Below are 16,641 nucleotides of genomic sequence, written 5' to 3' on the forward strand. Positions count from 1 at the left end.
TTGTCGCCAATTCCTCTCACTGGTCTAATGTGCGGCGCCACCTACCACTGACCTGTGACGGTGCGTTACGCTTCCACCAAGATCCGCGAGTGTTTGGCTCAAGCCTTCAGAAAAAGAGAGAGTAGGTCGCCACCCCAGCGCCTCCCGAATGAGCGAAATATCGAGCACGCTCACTGGAACATCAAATTTCCGACCGCGCTCATAGCGAACGTCCAATCTTTGGGAGAGTTTTGATTCAAGTTCGGCAATGACCCCGTTGAGGCTGACGCCCTCGCCACTGCCGATGTTGAAAACCTGATGGCCGTCGAGCGGTGCTGCGCGTGCCAGTGCAACTAAGCCTGCTGCGGCATCGGAAATGTGGATAAAATCACGTACGACTTCGCCATCGCCCCAGACGACTATTGGCCGTTGCGACAATGCGTGGTGCAGGAACGTCGTTACCGCACCTTGGCCTTTTTCCAAATTCTGCCCTGCTCCAAAAGGATTGGCTAGACGCGCTACACGACAATCGAGCCCGTAGAGAGCTCGATAGGTGCCTAGATACAGTTCAACAGCGGCTTTACCAGCGCCGTAGGCGGTAATCGGGTTTAAGCGGTGATCTTCATGCACTGGAACGCGCAGCAGTTTGCCATAAACCGTACCGCCGGACGAAGCGAAGATCAGCCTTGGCGCCTGCTCCCCCTTTTTTCGAAGCGCATCTAGCAAACCCAGCGTTGGTGCGACATTGGTCGACAGATTAAGGGTGGGATCGTTGTTGGCGCTGGCAGGAACGGATGACCATGCATAATGGTGAATGACCGTGACCCCGTCGATCAGGCTATCCCATTGCGCGTTGGCAAGATCGAAACTACGCCATGCGACTCGCTCGTCAAGTGCAGGAGCAAATGTCGGCTTCGAAAGTGAGCGTCCGGCTAAAACGACCTCACACCCGCTTTGCACCAAGATTGCTGCAACATGTCGGCCAATGAAGCCGCTTCCACCAAGAATCAGATGTCGTTCGACGGTGTCGGATTGTTCTGCTTTAGATGACATCCGGATATGCTCGGCCGCTCCCGAAAACGGTTAACTGCGATTGCGGGAACCAGAATAGCGAACCGCAATTCCCAAGTAGGTCCGTACTCTGACTTCGCGAGTGCGTCAAAGCTTATCGGGTTGACGGAATGATGTGTTGCTATTGCGCTCAGCACTTGTTCGGCTGGGCCGTCGATGACGACTTTTGCCGCCTGCCAGCCAGAGCATGCGCTGGGCGGAAGCGCCGAATCAAGTGCATCGCCCGCACCGCCCTCGCGGACAGGTTGTTCATGATTTACTAATGTAGATGCTTGGTGTTTCGCGTGCTATGCCGTCAGCGGTTATGGAGAGCGGCGATTTCGCGGCAAAAATGAAAAACCTGGACCGACAGGACCATGCTGCTTTCAGCGGCTTCGCTGCAACACTGCATGAAATGGTGTCGCTGAACCTTCATGAGAACGACGGGATGTTTCATGGGAACAGCCGGCACTACCTAACCTGTGGGGGATCAGCGCTAAACGTTATCGCGGCCGCGGTCGGCCTGGGTGGAATAGAGCCAAAAGAAATCCTCGATTTCGGGGCTGGTGCCGGACGCGTCACACGTTGGCTGCGGGCTGCGTACGCGGGCGCCGAGATTTCGGCGACAGATATGCGCGTTGAGGATCTCGAATTCTGTGCACGCGAGTTTGGTGCGCGGACGTGGCTGTCCGGCACCGATGTGGACGGCCTTGTCGCTCCCTCGCGGTACGACGTGATCTGGCTCGGCTCGGTTCTGACGCACCTGTCCGCGAACATATCCGAGCGTCTGGTCAGGAAGCTGCTCTCATGGCTGCGACCAGACGGCCTCCTTATCGTCAGCCTGCACGGGCGTTTCGTCCATTTCCGAGGCCCCCAGTTCAACTACTATGGCGTCGCCCCTAGGTGGGAGGAAATCGAGAGGCGGTATCTCGCAGAAGGCTATGGGTACGCCGACTATCCTGGTCAGGACGCATACGGAATCTCGCTCTCCAAGCCAGGTTGGGCCACTTCGCTGGCAGAACGGCTAGAGGGCACTCGCCTGGTCCTGATGAGTGAACGAGCGTGGGACAACCACCATGATATTCTCGCGCTGCAACATCGACCGGTGACCGCGCCCCTGTCCGTTCGAACCGGCCAGTCAAGTTGATGTGAGCGAGTATGGGCGCACAAATACAATCGAGGGCGCTAATCTTTCCACTTACTGGACTGCGGTTCTTCGCCGCTTTTGCCATCGTACTTCATCATATCCAAGGGAATTTCGGTGTGCCAACCACCGTATTTCAAGGGTGGAACCTTGCGAACGGCGTCACCGTGTTTTTCGTTTTATCAGGGTTCGTGCTAACCTATTCCTACCCTGCGCTGAATGGGCCTGGTGAAACGCGCCGGTTCTATATCGGCAGAATTGCCAGGATTTTTCCGGCTCATTTTGTGACCTTGCTGGCAGCAGTCGCGTTGGGTGTGCCATTCGTGGCTCCGTATTTCCTCGCAAACGTTTTGTTGCTGCAAAGTTGGGTTCCAACCGGCGATTACTTTTTCAGCTACAATGCGGTCAGCTGGAGCATCTCGACCGAGATGAGTTTTTATCTCGTCTTCCCGTTTCTGATCCGCAATTTCGAATCGACATGGCATTGGAAGCTCGCGACATGCTTTGTCGCTTCTTCGGCGATGGGTCTCCTCGCCTCGCAACTCGGACTGCCTTTTTATAGTGGCGGAAAAGATGCCGTCATCCAGGGCATAGTGATGGTGAACCCGGTCGCAAGGGTCTTCGAATTTTGCCTCGGCATGACGGCGGCTTTGCTGTGGACGCGTTTCCGCGATGGTCTTTTCCATCTTCGATTTGGCACATGGGCCGCCATCGAGTTGATCGGCGTCCTGCTGCTGATTTGGGGATCTGGCTGGATCAACGCGATCCTACAGCCCTTCATGCGCTCGGGCGCCATGCAGTATTGGACGGCCCAGACACTTTCCCCTGTCGTCCCGGCAGTCTTGCTACTCATTATTCTCGCATCTAGCACCGGGCCGTTGGCGAAGGTGCTTGCCTGCCGCCCCGTGAGGTTCCTTGGCGAGATTTCATTCGCCATTTACCTGACACACCAACTCTTCATCAGGTTTTTTGTCATGCACCCACAAATCTTGGAAGGCCTGTCGCAGCGGACGGCGATTGGGGTCTTTCTGCTTACAGTTCTCGCCGCATCGACCGCACTGCATTTGGCCGAGGTTCCAGCCAGAAAGATGATTTTGGGGTGGTTCGGTCACACCCTAAGGACGAACGCCGTGACCGTCGACCACCATTCTTTGGTCAACCAGAACCAAACTTAGAGTAAATTTGCCTTGTCATCGTGACCATGATGCTGACAACGACGGTCTTCGTCGCTCTGGCTGGGCGCCTCACGTTGAGGGCGGATGGGTTATCGACCGAGACCTTGAGCCTGTCAGGTTCTTGATTTTCGTAGTTGGCTATGGGGTAGTAGCTGCGGCATTGATCGCTCGTGATTCAATGTCAATTACCAGCCCGTGGGCGGACATCCGCTTGCAAACATCCGCCCAGCATGGACCGCGCGAATGCACATTCCCGACGTTTCAATCATCGAGCGTGGTGGTGCGTAGATGATTATAGCGCACTCAAAAAAATTTATTCTCATGTCGCCGTGGAAGACTGCGAGTTCTACGTGTCACGCAAGTTTAGGTCGGTACAATGAGAGCGTGTATCCGCGTTTCTTTTATTTCAATAGATTCCTCAATCGTGTCGTAACTCAACATGCCACTCTTGCCGATTTGACAGCGCTTCCCGAAGGGAAACTAGGATACAAAGTAGGGGCTTTTGTAAGGAACCCTTACGATCGGGCCTATTCTGGATTTATTCAAATACAACGGGACTTTCAAGAGCAGCCAAAATTAGAAATCGAGCCAGCTTGGATTACACATTTGTTGAGAGCGCAGATCTCCACGAACATGTCGCGAGTGATATCGGCAGGTTTCAACTTTGATGCTTGGATCCACTTATTGCCAGACTATGAAGTATACGAACCTGGCAACAACACAAACATGGTCCTGCACCCCTGCCATTACTGGACGCACGTGAATGGTGAGCAGTTCGCAGGGTTTGTCGGAAAGGTTGAGCAATTCGAGGACGACTTCCATCGATTTTGTGACTACGTGGACATTGAGCCGCCAGTAATTCGGCTGTCGAATGTCTCCGAACATGAGACTGAACGAACGACAGGTGACACCTACAAATATGCCGGGAGAATGTCTAGGCGGACACTAGACCGTATAAACGAACTCTTTGCTGAAGATTTTGAGCGTTTCGGATATGATATGATCTAAAATTTGCATAGAATCGACACCGCCTCAGCATTTTTACTGATACTAGTCTACACATCAGGTTGACCTCGACAAATGAGGCGAACACGGGCGGTGAGGGTCCGGTTAAGGCTCGATCACGACCACCACCATGGTCACCCGCGATGTCCGCTTCCGGCCAGAGGGAAGTTTGCCTCCATGGCCGAGATGAGGCGCATTGCGGCCCGACTGCGATTGGGCCGCATGCGGACTGGCAGCTTCGAGGTTCGGATTTTGAGAAGCGGACACTCCCGGTAGCCGCAGGCGTCGACGTGATCTGACCCGAAGCGGCCATTGACAGAAGTACGCCATCTAGGTGACGGGACGGATGTTCTGATTAACGTGGAAAAGGTTGGCAGGGTCGAATTTGCCCTTTAGTGCGGCGAGGCGCGGATAGTTATCGCCGTAGGTGGCCCGAAGGCGCCCCTCGCCTTCGTCGTCCATCATGAAATTTGGATAGGCGCCACCGAGGTCGAAGGGGTGGACCGCGGTCCAGTAATCCGTGGCCCATTTCTTCAATGCTGGCGCACTGCCGGGATCGGGGTCGATCCCAGCAATTACCATCGACCAAGTAGCATCGCGGCAATTCCATGCGGTGTCGCTCTTTGCCGTGCGATGCACCGCCGCATCAATGGGGTAAAGGTGCATCGCTGAAAAGACGCTTGCCTTTGCCGCATTGTCTATATGAGCAGCGATGGCTTCATCCGGCAACGCCTTGACGAAATCGCCTTTCCAATACCACTGCAATCCGGTGGGGTAGAGCGCGTCGAACATGCCTTGTAGCGCCGTATAAGCGATCGGCCCGGCCCAATCGATGATCGGCTTGGGTAGCGCCGCGCGGACCGCATCGACCGCCGCTTCGCCGCCCTCGCCGTTGTGGGCAATGAGCAGGACGCACATCTTCTTGCTCCAGTGCTCGCGGGGGAAGGGCTCGCCCGGGGGCACGGACTGGAGCCCGAGCCAGATGTAGAAATCGTCTGGGGCATTTGCCTGGAAGTCGCGATACCAGCGCATCACCTCCGCTGCGTCGCCAAGGTCGAAGACGATCGGACCGCCATAGAGCATTTTCGCCGAATGCGTACGGAACAAGAAGCTGGTCACGACGCCGAAGTTGCCGCCGCCGCCTCGAAGCGCCCACAGGAGATCGGCATTCTCTGTTTCGCTAGCGGTCATGAAGCTCCCGTCGGCCAATATCACGTCGGCTTCGATGAGGTTGTCGACGGCAAGGCCATACTGCCGGCTTAGATAGCCGTGGCCGCCGCTTAGCGTCAAACCAGCGACCCCGGTGGTAGAGATGATCCCGAACGGGACCGCCTGGCCGAAGGCGTGGGTGGCGTGGTCGACGTCACCCGTCGTACAACCAGGCCCGACTCGCACCGTGCGATGCTTCGGATCGACGCGCACGCCCTTCATCATCGAGAGGTCGATCACGAGGCCATCGTTGACGCTGCCGAACCCCGGTCCGTTATGACCGCCGCCACGGATTGCGATTGGGAGTTGGCTGTCGCGACCGAAGTTCACCGCGGCAATGACGTCGCCTACATCGGCGCAACGGGCGATGATCAACGGCCGCTTGTCTATCATGCCGTTGTAGAGTTTGCGGGCCTCCTCATAGCTCGAGTCGCCATTGCGGATGACTTCCCCCCGCAGAGTTGCTGCGAATTTGGTGATATCTTCGTCGTTCATGGCATTCCTCCCTGCAGAAACTGTCTGCCCATTCCAAGAACGCTAGACCCGTCACGGACCCCCGAAAATGTCACATCGTCCAATTCCATTGCTCGATCGTTCAAATTGGGGAGATCAGAGCGGCTTGCTCGTATGGCCATATTCCTGGATAATCTCGCGATGCCCGACCGAAAAACTTCGAAGTCAAGGAGTAGTTAATCGTATCCGGAGGTGTTGTGCATGGATGTCCTATCCGATGTGCTCCGAGCCGTTCGCCTGACGGGCGCGATCTATTTCGATATCGACGCCAGTTCTCCCTGGGTTGGCGAGTCGCCGGGAACCGCCGAGATTGCCGCCGCCATCATGCCGGGGGCTGAGCATGTCATTTCCTTTCATGCCGTTATGTCTGGATCGTGCTGGGCCGCGTTGGGAGACGACTCAATGCCTCCGGTACGCGTGAACGCCGGTGATGTCGTCGTCTTCCCCGGAGGTGCCCCGAATGTCATGAGTTCCTCGCCCGGGACTCGGGGCAAACCCAACATGGCAATGTATTATCGGCCGATAGACGAACACCTGCCGTTCGCGGTGATTCATGGTGGTGGCGGAGACGAGCGGACCCGGTTCATTTGTGGGTACCTTGGCTGCGATGCGCGTCCCTTCAATCCCCTCCTCGCCGCGTTGCCGGCCATCCTTTGCGCCCGAAAACCTTCTGACGGAAGCAGTTGGGTCATCGACCTATTTCTGCTAGCTCTGGCAGAGGGTGGCAGCGCGCGAGCCGGTGGCGAAACGGTGCTCGCCAAGTTGAGCGAGTTGATGTTTGTCGAAGTCATCCGCCGCCATATTGAGACCCTCCCTGCGGATTCGCGAGGATGGCTATCAGGCCTTCGAGATCCGCACGTCGGCGAGGCGCTTCGACTCATTCACGCACGCCCCAGGGAAGATTGGACATTGGACAGACTGGCCCGCGCCGTAGGGCTTTCGCGCACTGCATTTGCGGGCCGCTTTAGCCACTACGTCGAGGTCTCGCCAATGCAGTATCTTGCTCGGTGGCGTCTACAGTTGGCGGGACGCCTTCTCGAACGGTCCGATGTCAGCATCGCGCAAGCGGGAGCGGAGGTCGGCTACGAGTCGGAGGCCGCCTTCAACCGCGCCTTCAAAAAGTTCGTAGGCATTCCACCCGGTACCTGGCGCAAGGCACGTTCGTCTTTGTTGGAGGCCGAAAGGTCGCCTGTCCAATAGGAAGAAATGGCACGCTTTCACACTTCAGTCTGCGAGGCGCGCCAACTTCGATCCGAAGCTCGAATGGCCGCTCTTGGCGCAACCACGACCTCCAGCCTGATGGCCGGCAAGGTCTGCTTTCAGGAAGCTGCGAAGCCGACCTCTACGGCCGACATGAGGCGCATTGCGGCCGACTGCGATGGGCCGCTTCCTGACTGTCCGGTTTCGGGGATCGCCCAGCGGTAAGCTGCCGTTCTTCGCCCGACCCCATTGCGGACATCGACGCGCCGCCGCTTCAACAGCGCCCACGGCCTTTTTAGTGGAACGACTGCTCGCGGGAAATGGTGCGACCAGCCTCTATGGCGGGAAGGGGCGCTGAGCCGGCAAGCCGACTGCCAGGTCTTAGGCAGCAGCTTCGAAAAACTTTGGTGGTCAGGGCGGTGGGCAACCCGCCCTCTTGGCCCGTTCGACACATCCGGCCAGATGGACATGTCCGCGGCGTCGCAATACAATTACGGATAGTTCCTGCCTTGGGGGCCATCGCACAGTATGGCTGAACAACGCGCTCAACGTCGCCTTGCTGCCATCCTGGCCGCCGATGTGGTCGGCTATAGCCGCATGATGCAGCAGGACGAAGCCGGCACGCTAGCGATACTGAAGGATCGACGGAAAACCGTTCTCGAACCGACGGTCGCCAATCACGGTGGCCGGATCATCAAGCTGGTAGGTGATGGTGCTCTCATTGAGTTTGCCAGCGCTGTGGACGCAGTCGAGTGCGCCGCACGACTGCAAGAACGCATGGCTGCCGGAAATGCTGACCAGTCGGACGGTCTCCAGATCGTGCTGCGCATTGGAGTCAACCTGGGCGACGTCGTAGTCGACGGCGATGATCTCTACGGGGACGGCGTGAATATTGCGGCGCGGTTGGAAGCCCTTGCCGATCCCGGCGGCGTTTGGATTTCAGAAGACGCTTACCGGCAAGTTCGAAGTAAGCTCGCGCTTTCGTTTGACGATCTTGGTGCTCGGGTTCTCAAGAACATCGCCGAACCGGTCCGCATCTATCGGGTCACAAACACGCCGGCAGTGACGGTTACGGCGACGACCACCTCGACACCTGAGAAGCCTTCGATCGCCGTGCTGCCGTTTGCCAACCTGTCGGGCGATCCTGAGCAGGACTACTTCGCCGATGGAATCGTCGCGGACCTCATCACCCAACTGTCGCGACTGCGCGATCTGCTGGTCATTGCTCGGAACTCGACCCTCATGTTCAAGGGCCGAACTGTGCGGGTTCAGGATGTGGCGCGCGATCTGGGGGTACGCTTTATCCTTGAGGGGAGTGTGAGGCGCGCAGGGAACAGAATTCGCGTAACGGCTCAGCTGATCGATGGCGCGTCGGGTGGGCATGTTTGGGCCGAGCGCTATGACCGGGAGCTCACCGACTTTTTCGAACTTCAAGACGAAATCACCAAAGCCGTCACCGTTGCACTCCAGGTTAACTTGACCGAAGGCGACACAGCGCGGATCGCGGCCGAAGGGACCCGCAACTTGGAGGCGTGGGAAGCCTTCCTGCAGGGCCAGACCGCAATACTGAAGTTCACAAAGCTCGACAATATCCAAGCACGATTCTTCTACGAACGAGCCGTACATCACGATGCAAACTATGCGCTCGCCTTCGTTATGCTGGCGCACACCCATTGGTTGGATGCGCGGCTTGGCTTCACCCCCGATCCGGCGATCTCTCTTGGGCTAGCAAAGGCGGCCCTTCAGCGTGCGGAGGACCTTGTAGGCGAAACCGGCGCAGTTCTGCACTACAAGGGAAATGCTGCGCTGATGGAGCGGCGCCACGATGAAGCCCTTGAATTCCACCGCCGCGCGGGCGAACTGGCGCCGAGCGACGCCTACTGCGCGGCCGCATTCGGCATGACACAGGTCTATAGCGGCGATTTTCAGGGAGCCACAGCAACCCTGAAAACCTCGCGGCGACTCAGCCCATACGCCATCAACTGGGCTATCTACTACCTCGCCTGGGCCGATCTCTGGCAGGGCGATCTGGAGCAAGCGCGGTCCGATGCTGCGCTCTACCTGGCGCGCGAGCCACACGAGCCTTTTGCCTACATCTTATCGGCAATCACCGCTGCCGCCACTGGCCGGCTCGACGCCGCCCGCGGTCACATCACCGTCCTGCTTGGCAAGCATCCGGAGATGACTCGCTCTGGTGTTGCAGCCGCACAGTTCTATCGCGATCCCGAGCGCCTGCAGCGAATTATGGCTTGGCTCGAGGATGCGGGTCTGCCCGAATGACAGGAATTTTCTTGGTCACTTTCTACAGGTCTGTATGTGACACGAAGCGGTCACTAGCACCTCGCCACCGGACTGACCGCTTTCCACCCCATGGTGGTCGGGGCCGTTGAGATTGATAACCCGTTGAAGCGTTCATCCGCGTCGCGCCGGATGACCGCCCAACTCAGATTTCGGTCCGTTCTGCCAAGAGCAGCGCGTCCTCCACGTCGACCCCCAGATATCGGACCGTGTTCTCAATCTTGGAATGTCCGAGCCGTATCTGGATAGCGCGGATGTTTCCCGTCGCCTTGTAGATCATCGACGCCTTCGTCCGTCGGAGCGAGTGTGTTCCGTACTCCTCCGAACGCAGACCGATCGCGGTCACCCATTGGTCGACCAACCGCGCGTACTGCCTTGTGCTCATGTGGCATGAATGATCGACCCGGCTCGGGAACGCATAGTCCTCGACCGAGCCCCCACGTCGTTCGAGCCAGGCCAGAAGGCTGGCTCTCACGTCACTGGTGACGGCATCGTGAGCTTTGCAGAGCCTGGCCGGCACTGCTCTCAACTCGCGCCCGGGGAGCCGAGGGCGCGAGAAGCAGGAGCGGACGGAAAATCAATGGAGCCGGGAGGGAGGAGTCGCATCCAGCTCGGATCCGCTGAACCGTCGGTGGTGATGGTGTTCTTGAGTAGCTTGCTCAGGCGCATGCCACTATGCTCGGACTTTTATGGTCAGGCGGGGAACTCGTATGGCACGCCCGAACGTCATACTTATTGCGACGCTGCAACTATCGAAACTTCTCCGAACGATTTTTGCGAGACTTGCCGGCCCATTACAAAATATGATCGCGTTCGGAACTACCGGCAAAGATCCAGTATCCAGTCGCCACCTTAGGGCCCTCAACGTATTCGTCACGCTGGTAGTGCTAAGTACAATATTCGTGATAGTACAGTCTTTGTTTCGCCTTGGATTCGCTAAACATCACGCCTTGATTTTATGGGCGTCATTTATCCTGTTCATGTGGGCGCTTACTCCGCTGTCAAATCGGTTTGGCGAAGTTGTAGCGACAACATATTTTGTTGGCGTATCTTGGATCGGATTTGTTGTTCAAGGATACATCGCTGGTTCTTCGCTTGGCAGTCATTATTTCTTGTTAGCGGCCCCGGCGGTATCGATTTCTCTCGGATCCAAGCGAATGTTGATCGCAATAATACTTTTGTTCTGGGCGCTTTTCGGATTCTATATAGTGGAATTCACGTTTCCAAGCTCCTCGTTCGAGCCTGTCCCAGGAGGCTTTGCCGAACTAAATCTACAGTATTGTTTATTCGGCTCATCTATATTGTTATTTTGGTCGATCCACTATGCTCTCTATGTAGGTGACCGCGCTGAAGCGGCGCTTGAGCGTGAATATGAGCGGTCAGAACACCTCTTGCTTAATCTCATGCCTGCATCGATTGCTGCAAGATTGAAAGAAAGACCAGAAGAAACTATCGCTGATCACTTCGACGAGGTAGCTATCCTTTTTGCCGACGTAGTCAATTTTACGCCTCGCGCTAGCAAGTTACCCGCCGTAGAGGTTGTGCGGTTCCTCAATCGAGTCTTTACCAGATTTGACCGCTTGGCAGCGATCCATCGCTTGGAGAAGATCAAAACGATTGGAGACGCCTACATGGTGGCGGGTGGCATGCCTGACCGCCATCAAGGGTACGCTCGACGGGTAGCCGAGTTGGCACTCGACATGCTGGACGCGACCCGCGACCTCTCGGAAGAGATAGGAGAGGAAATAGCCATACGGATAGGAATCCACATAGGGCCGGCAGTCGCAGGAGTAATCGGGACACAGAAGCTTTTTTACGATGTGTGGGGAGATACCGTGAACACTGCATCTCGGATGGAGTCACTTGGTAGTGCCGGCCGGATTCAGGTGACCGAGACAGCTATGCAGATTCTGGCTGACGAGTACGTGTTTGAGAGACGCGCCCGAGTTCATGTCAAAGGGAAGGGTGAGATGGAAGTGTACTACCTGCTCGCCCGCAAAGCCGCGCCTGAGCTCGACCAGCCTATCCCCGGTCCTTGATCGCCAAAAAAGCCCCCGTCGGCAGCAGGCGAGCCTCTTCGAGCTTCTCGCCGCAACCCAACTAGCACAAGTTCTGGCACGTCAAGGTCGTGTCCATGAGGCCGCGACGCGTCTGCAAGCGGTGGTTCAGACATTTAACACTAGGTATCAAATCGTCGACCTCGTCGCCGCAGTAAAGGGCGCTGGACCCCCGCCTAGTCCGAACATAGCGCGAGCGCGACCTTCAACATGGGCGAGTGAGATGTCTGCATTCGGGCGGAGGCAAGAACCCGCCTCTGCGGCCGACATGAGGCGCAAAGCGGCTTCCCAAAATACACGAGCGCGGCCTTCGTTTTGCCGCGACGCGGAACCATTGAAAATGCCATCCGTTAGGCTGTTCACGAAATGCATGAGCGAGGCAACGTGGACCAGGACGACGCTTCACCTATCCCATCCGGCGTAGAGGGGCTCGATTATGTCCTGCGAGGCGGATACGCGAAGTTCCGCTCGCATCTTGTAGAGGGCAGGCCTGGCTCAGGTAAGACAACGCTCGGTCTCCAGTTCCTGATCAAGGGCGCCGAGAACGGCGAAAAATGCCTCTACATAACGCTTTCCGAAAGCAAGCGAGAACTCCGGTCAGTCGCTAACCGGCATGGGTTTTCACTTGAGGGCATTGAAATCCTTGAGTTGGTGCCGCCCGAGCTTAGCCTCGACCCGTCGCAGCTTCAGACCTTGGTGCACTCTTCCGATCTGGAATTGGGTGAAACGGTGCAGTCCGCGCTTGCCGAAATCGAGCGCATGAAACCGAATCGCGTGGTGTTCGATTCCCTGTCGGAAATTCGCTTGCTGTCGCAGGGCTCGTTGCGCTATCGGCGCCAGGTCTTGGCGTTGAAAAGCTTCTTCCTTCTAAATAATGCCACCGTGCTGTTGCTGGATGATCTCACTGCTGAACATGACGATCTCAACTTGCATTCGATCAGCCACGGCGTCATCCGGATGGAGCAGCTTTCACCGATTTATGGGGGTGAGCGTCGACGACTTCGTGTGATCAAAATGCGCGGGGTCCAGATTCGCGGCGGCTTCCACGATTTCGTGATTCGCCCGGGCGGCGTGACTGTCTTTCCCCGTCTGGTTGCCGCCGAACACGAGATGTCCGAGCACGGCACGCCGGCTGTCAGCAACAGCTCGGTCGATACGCTTGTTGGCGGAGGCCTGGAACGCGGTACCAGCACTCTTCTGATGGGCCCATCCGGTGTAGGCAAATCGACCATTGCCTGCATTTATTGCCATGCCGCGCTGAAGCGTGGCGAACACGTGCTGGTCCTGTTGTTCGATGAGACCAAGCGCATCTTTCTGGCGCGTGCCTCAGGGTTAGGCATCGATCTGAACCCGTTTGCCGAGGATGGGAGATTATTGCTGGAACAGGTGGATCCAGCGGAGCTTTCGCCAGGCGAATTGTCGTCACGGGTCCAGTCGGCTGTCGAGGGCTCCAATGCCAGAATTGTCGTGATCGATAGTCTGACTGGCTACCTCAACGCCATGTCGGAGGAGCAACATCTCGTGCTTCAGATGCACGAAATCCTCACCTACCTCAATCAGAAGGGTGTTGTGACGATCTTGCTCTTGGCCAATCATGGGCTGATTGGACAAATGTCTTCGCCTGTGGACATGACCTATCTCTGCGATTCCGTCATGTTACTGCGCTTCTTTGAAAGCGGCGGTCGGCTTAGACGGGCCGTTTCGGTCGTAAAGAAGCGTGTTGGCCCGCATGAAGACACCATCCGCGAATTCAAGATCAGCGCGGCCGGCTTGGCTGTCGGGGAGCCCTTGGAAGAGTTTCGAGGGATTTTGACCGGCGTGCCTACCTATGAGGGCAAGCGTGGCGACCTTCTCAAAGACAAGGCATCATGATGTTGTCGGGCCGCGGCGTGCTCGTGCTCGCGCCGGTGGGACGTGATGCAAAGATCGCGGCCTCAATACTGGCCGCAAATGAGATCGTATCGCATATCTGTGCGAGCCTGGAAGAAACCCTCCCGCATCTGGAAGAGGCTCAATGTCTGGTTGTTGCCGAGGAAGCCTTGATCAGCTCCGACCGAAATCAATTCGCATTCTGGCTGGATCACCAGCCAACGTGGTCGGATTTTCCGATTGTCCTCCTGACCAGGCGTGGGACAGAAATCGACAAGCGGCTGTCGTTTCTGGATGGCTACTTGATTGTCCTGGAACGTCCGTTCTTGGCCTCAAGCCTCACAAATTCCGTCCGCTCCGCACTGCGCGCCCGCGCGCGCCAACTCGAGGTGAAGTCTTATATCGAACAGAAGCAAGAAGTTGCTGATCGGCAGAAGCTGTTGATCCGAGAGCTCCATCACCGTGTCAAAAATACGCTAGCTAACGTCCGTGCGATGATGGGTGCGACTGCGAAGTCGAGTGGCAGCGTCGAGAACTTCACGCGCGATTTCTCGGCCAGAATTGTCTCTTTGGCTGACACGCACTCAATGCTGACTGACGACTACTGGCAGACGGCTTCCTTGCATAAGCTGCTTGAGTCGGAACTGCGGCATTACGATACCAACGACAAGTCGCGTGTATTGCTCGAAGGGCCTGATGTAGCTCTTGTAGCTGACATCGCGATACCGGTCGGCATGGCGTTTCATGAGCTTGCGTCGAACTCGTCAAAGTATGGGGCGTTGTCTCATCCTCGGGGTCGCCTCGAGGTCAGGTGGTCAGTGGACACCTCAGGCGACGCCCAGATCGTCAATCTAGATTGGCTGGAAATTGGTGGGCCTAGGGTAGAGCAGCCTAAGCGGCGTGGATTTGGGACAACCCTGCTGGAGAAAGTTGTGGCCGTACAGTGCGACGCCAAGGTCGAATTGAACTACCACCGCGACGGTCTGCGCTTCGCAATGGCGTTGCCCGTTCGTGATACTAGGCTGGTGCCTGGCTATTGACGCCAGCGCACGGATGTTGCTGCCCGGTTCGGCGGTCGCGGATTAGGCCAATCGTCTGTTGTGGAACTTTAGGCTGTAGGTCTGACCGTAGTCTCGACGATGAAAAAGGCCGATTTTGTCGCCAGGACACGGGGTGGTTGGAAACCCGCACGCCCAAACAGTGACGCGAATTCGTCCACAGTGCGTTCTCGCCCCTCTTTGAAAAGGACCATCATGTGCATGTCCGTGAGGTAGTCCAATGCCTTGGCGGCATCGGGGACGTCATCCATTATACGCTCGATCACCAGAAGTCGTGCATTGTCGTGCATGACTGCCCGGCAGTTGCTCAGAATGCGGATGCAGTGCTCGTCGCTCCAGTCGTGCAGAACTTGCGCCAAAGTGTAGACGTCCCCACCCGCAGTCACCGCTTCGAAGAAATCGCCTGGCGCAAGCTGACAGCGACCTTCCAATAAAGGAAAGGTCTTAAACGCCTTGCCAACCACGTCGGGGTGGTCGAACAGCACCCCGCGAACTGACGGATAGGCCGTCAAGATTGCCGACAGCAGCGCTCCGTTGCCGCCGCCAATGTCGATCACAGTTCCGACGTCTGAGAAATCGTAGGCTTCTGTCACGGCACCATGCCGGTCGTCCGGGCTATTCTGCATGTGGGCGTCGAATATGGATGCCTCGTCAGGATGATCCTTCATGTAGTCGAAGTAGGGCTTTCCGAAGTGCCGCTCGAAGGCAGGCTCGCCTTCTCGCACCACGTCCTCCAACTGGGTCCAGACACCCCAGGTGCTTGGCATTCCCGAGTAACGGCTTATGTGGTGCAGGGACGGATTGGCATCACGCCGCAGCCAGCGAGAGCGTCCGTTGTGCCCGAGCCTTCCCTCATCGTCGAGGCGGAACACCCCGCAGGCAACTAGTGCTCGGCAGAGCCGGCGGAGCGCCTGGGGATCGGTGCCTGTAGGTGCAGAGAGATCCACTATAGGACGCGGTTCTTCGGCGATCAGATCGGCCAGCCCCAGTGTAGCGGCCACCTCAATCATTCTGGTGACCCGCATCCCCAGGATCAGCATCACCATATCATCAACGCCCGCGCGGTCGTCGGTCATGGTCCCCTCCGTGATCGACTACTAAAATACCACGGGTGGTAGATGGATGATACCTGCCCACCGCTGGCCAGTTTCGTTTCCGGACCCGCGTGCTATGCGCGGGCTGCGGGCTCCCACCCTGAAACGCTTCGATCACGGTGACTAACAACGACCGAGAGTGCTAGCAACGGGGACGGCACATGTCGGCGAGTGCTCTCCAGATAGGACTGTCCCAATCATAGAGCCCCGGCATCGCTGGGGCTTCTCGCGTTTCGGCCTCCCTTCGGCATTCAGGTTTCACGACGGACGCACCGCAAATTCCACGGCGGGTGCAACGAAAATTCCACGGCCGCTCCCACCCTCGCTCAAACGCCTCGGCTTCAAAAGAAGGCGGTCCGGCAAACAAGCCGCATCAACCTTTGGAGTAGAAGAAATGCAACCGAACGCCAAACCTGCAAGGCTGCCGCTCAACGGGGTCGACACGCCGAATCTGCTTGCGACGATCAACGCCGTGGCCAGCCAGCCAGAGCTCGCGAAGTTCCAGTTCCGTGCCCACAATGAGTGGATCGAGGGCACCCACAGCAAGAGCGTCATGCACGGCTTCCACGGCGCAGGCCAGGAACTGAAGCATGCCAAAGCCTTTTATGCCGACAGCGACCACCCAGGCGTTCTGTGTGGCGCCGACAACGCTCCTACCCCGGTCGAATGGCTGTTGCATGGGCTGGCGAGCTGCCTGATGGCGGGCGTCGCCAACATCGCCGCCGCGCGCGGCATCAAGCTGACCAAGGTGAAGTGCTCGGTCGACGGCGACATCGACCTGCGCGGTATCCTCGGCATCTCCGATGAGGCCCGCAACGGCTTCCACAACATCAACGTTTCTTTCGAGATCGAGGGCGATGCGCCGGCCGAGAAGCTCAACCAGTTGATCGAGCAGGCCCGTGCGCGCTCGGCCGTCTTCGACGTGCTGACCAAGGGCGTACCGGTCGCCGTCGGGGTCAAGACCATCCAGTAACGACAAACCTAGGAACG

At 57.4% G+C, this 16,641-nt stretch carries 12 protein-coding genes and 1 pseudogene; 9 read left to right on the forward strand and 4 right to left on the reverse strand.

Features of this window, described 5'->3' with window-relative positions; translation table 11 throughout:
- Positions 1 to 24 precede the first annotated feature (24 nt).
- On the reverse strand, positions 25 to 1,032 hold the full coding sequence (locus tag AC1D10_RS11250; protein ID WP_477271562.1) for an NAD-dependent epimerase/dehydratase family protein: 1,008 nt from the start codon (positions 1,030 to 1,032) through the stop codon (positions 25 to 27).
- A gap of 286 nt (positions 1,033 to 1,318) precedes the next feature.
- On the opposite strand from AC1D10_RS11250, the gene AC1D10_RS11255 reads away from it, so the two are divergent.
- From AC1D10_RS11255 to AC1D10_RS11265, 3 genes are all read left to right on the forward strand, one after another.
- Positions 1,319 to 2,176 (forward strand): class I SAM-dependent methyltransferase, encoded by an 858-nt coding sequence (locus AC1D10_RS11255; RefSeq protein ID WP_477271564.1) that lies wholly within the window; start codon positions 1,319 to 1,321, stop codon positions 2,174 to 2,176.
- A gap of 11 nt (positions 2,177 to 2,187) precedes the next feature.
- A complete protein-coding gene (locus AC1D10_RS11260; protein ID WP_477271566.1) occupies positions 2,188 to 3,348 on the forward strand; it encodes an acyltransferase family protein in 1,161 nt (386 codons plus the stop codon).
- A gap of 384 nt (positions 3,349 to 3,732) precedes the next feature.
- Positions 3,733 to 4,356: a sulfotransferase family 2 domain-containing protein gene (locus AC1D10_RS11265; protein ID WP_477271568.1), complete on the forward strand. Its 624-nt coding sequence runs from the start codon at positions 3,733 to 3,735 to the stop codon at positions 4,354 to 4,356.
- Positions 4,357 to 4,683: 327 nt separating this feature from the next.
- Here AC1D10_RS11265 and AC1D10_RS11270 read toward each other — a convergent pair whose 3' ends face one another.
- Positions 4,684 to 6,057 carry an FAD-binding oxidoreductase gene (locus tag AC1D10_RS11270; protein WP_477271570.1) on the reverse strand — a complete coding sequence of 458 codons (1,374 nt, stop codon included), beginning with the start codon at positions 6,055 to 6,057 and terminating at the stop codon, positions 4,684 to 4,686.
- Positions 6,058 to 6,276: 219 nt separating this feature from the next.
- Between AC1D10_RS11270 and AC1D10_RS11275 the strand changes: the two genes are divergently transcribed.
- Positions 6,277 to 7,275, forward strand: coding sequence for an AraC family transcriptional regulator (locus AC1D10_RS11275; RefSeq protein WP_477271572.1), 999 nt, complete (start codon positions 6,277 to 6,279; stop codon positions 7,273 to 7,275).
- Positions 7,276 to 7,803: 528 nt separating this feature from the next.
- Positions 7,804 to 9,555: an adenylate/guanylate cyclase domain-containing protein gene (locus AC1D10_RS11280; protein WP_477271574.1), complete on the forward strand. Its 1,752-nt coding sequence runs from the start codon at positions 7,804 to 7,806 to the stop codon at positions 9,553 to 9,555.
- 163 nt (positions 9,556 to 9,718) lie between these two features.
- Here AC1D10_RS11280 and AC1D10_RS11285 read toward each other — a convergent pair.
- Positions 9,719 to 10,060: pseudogene (locus AC1D10_RS11285) on the reverse strand (tyrosine-type recombinase/integrase); the annotation flags it as partial.
- Positions 10,061 to 10,283: 223 nt separating this feature from the next.
- Here AC1D10_RS11285 and AC1D10_RS11290 point away from each other — a divergent pair.
- The 3 genes from AC1D10_RS11290 (at position 10,284) to AC1D10_RS11300 (ending at position 14,539) form a co-directional block, all read left to right on the forward strand.
- Positions 10,284 to 11,612 (forward strand): adenylate/guanylate cyclase domain-containing protein, encoded by a 1,329-nt coding sequence (locus tag AC1D10_RS11290; RefSeq protein WP_477271576.1) that lies wholly within the window; start codon positions 10,284 to 10,286, stop codon positions 11,610 to 11,612.
- A 384-nt stretch (positions 11,613 to 11,996) separates the two neighbouring features.
- Complete coding sequence (locus tag AC1D10_RS11295; RefSeq protein WP_477271578.1) at positions 11,997 to 13,502, forward strand: ATPase domain-containing protein; 1,506 nt, start codon at positions 11,997 to 11,999, stop codon at positions 13,500 to 13,502.
- Entirely contained in the window at positions 13,499 to 14,539 is a 1,041-nt protein-coding gene (locus AC1D10_RS11300) for a sensor histidine kinase (RefSeq protein ID WP_477271580.1), read from the forward strand. The genes AC1D10_RS11295 and AC1D10_RS11300 overlap by 4 nt, the downstream gene beginning before the upstream one ends.
- Positions 14,540 to 14,607: 68 nt before the next feature.
- Here the strand turns inward: AC1D10_RS11300 and AC1D10_RS11305 are convergent, their stop codons facing one another.
- Positions 14,608 to 15,633: a methyltransferase gene (locus AC1D10_RS11305; RefSeq protein WP_477271582.1), complete on the reverse strand. Its 1,026-nt coding sequence runs from the start codon at positions 15,631 to 15,633 to the stop codon at positions 14,608 to 14,610.
- A 412-nt stretch (positions 15,634 to 16,045) separates the two neighbouring features.
- Here AC1D10_RS11305 and AC1D10_RS11310 point away from each other — a divergent pair, with 412 nt between their 5' ends.
- Positions 16,046 to 16,624 (forward strand): OsmC family protein, encoded by a 579-nt coding sequence (locus tag AC1D10_RS11310; RefSeq protein ID WP_477271584.1) that lies wholly within the window; start codon positions 16,046 to 16,048, stop codon positions 16,622 to 16,624.
- The last annotated feature ends 17 nt before the right edge of the window (positions 16,625 to 16,641 follow it).

The organism is Mesorhizobium sp. P2_A8 (assembly GCF_056404935.1).

Coding starts and splice junctions, on each gene's coding strand:
- AC1D10_RS11255 (WP_477271564.1), top strand. CDS start 1,319: ATGCTTGGTGTTTCGCGTGCTATGCCGTCAGCGGTTATGGAGAGCGGC.
- AC1D10_RS11250 (WP_477271562.1), bottom strand. CDS start 1,032: ATGTCATCTAAAGCAGAACAATCCGACACCGTCGAACGACATCTGATT.
- AC1D10_RS11300 (WP_477271580.1), top strand. CDS start 13,499: ATGATGTTGTCGGGCCGCGGCGTGCTCGTGCTCGCGCCGGTGGGACGT.
- AC1D10_RS11260 (WP_477271566.1), top strand. CDS start 2,188: ATGGGCGCACAAATACAATCGAGGGCGCTAATCTTTCCACTTACTGGA.
- AC1D10_RS11310 (WP_477271584.1), top strand. CDS start 16,046: ATGCAACCGAACGCCAAACCTGCAAGGCTGCCGCTCAACGGGGTCGAC.
- AC1D10_RS11295 (WP_477271578.1), top strand. CDS start 11,997: ATGCATGAGCGAGGCAACGTGGACCAGGACGACGCTTCACCTATCCCA.
- AC1D10_RS11305 (WP_477271582.1), bottom strand. CDS start 15,633: ATGACCGACGACCGCGCGGGCGTTGATGATATGGTGATGCTGATCCTG.
- AC1D10_RS11270 (WP_477271570.1), bottom strand. CDS start 6,057: ATGAACGACGAAGATATCACCAAATTCGCAGCAACTCTGCGGGGGGAA.
- AC1D10_RS11290 (WP_477271576.1), top strand. CDS start 10,284: ATGGCACGCCCGAACGTCATACTTATTGCGACGCTGCAACTATCGAAA.
- AC1D10_RS11275 (WP_477271572.1), top strand. CDS start 6,277: ATGGATGTCCTATCCGATGTGCTCCGAGCCGTTCGCCTGACGGGCGCG.
- AC1D10_RS11280 (WP_477271574.1), top strand. CDS start 7,804: ATGGCTGAACAACGCGCTCAACGTCGCCTTGCTGCCATCCTGGCCGCC.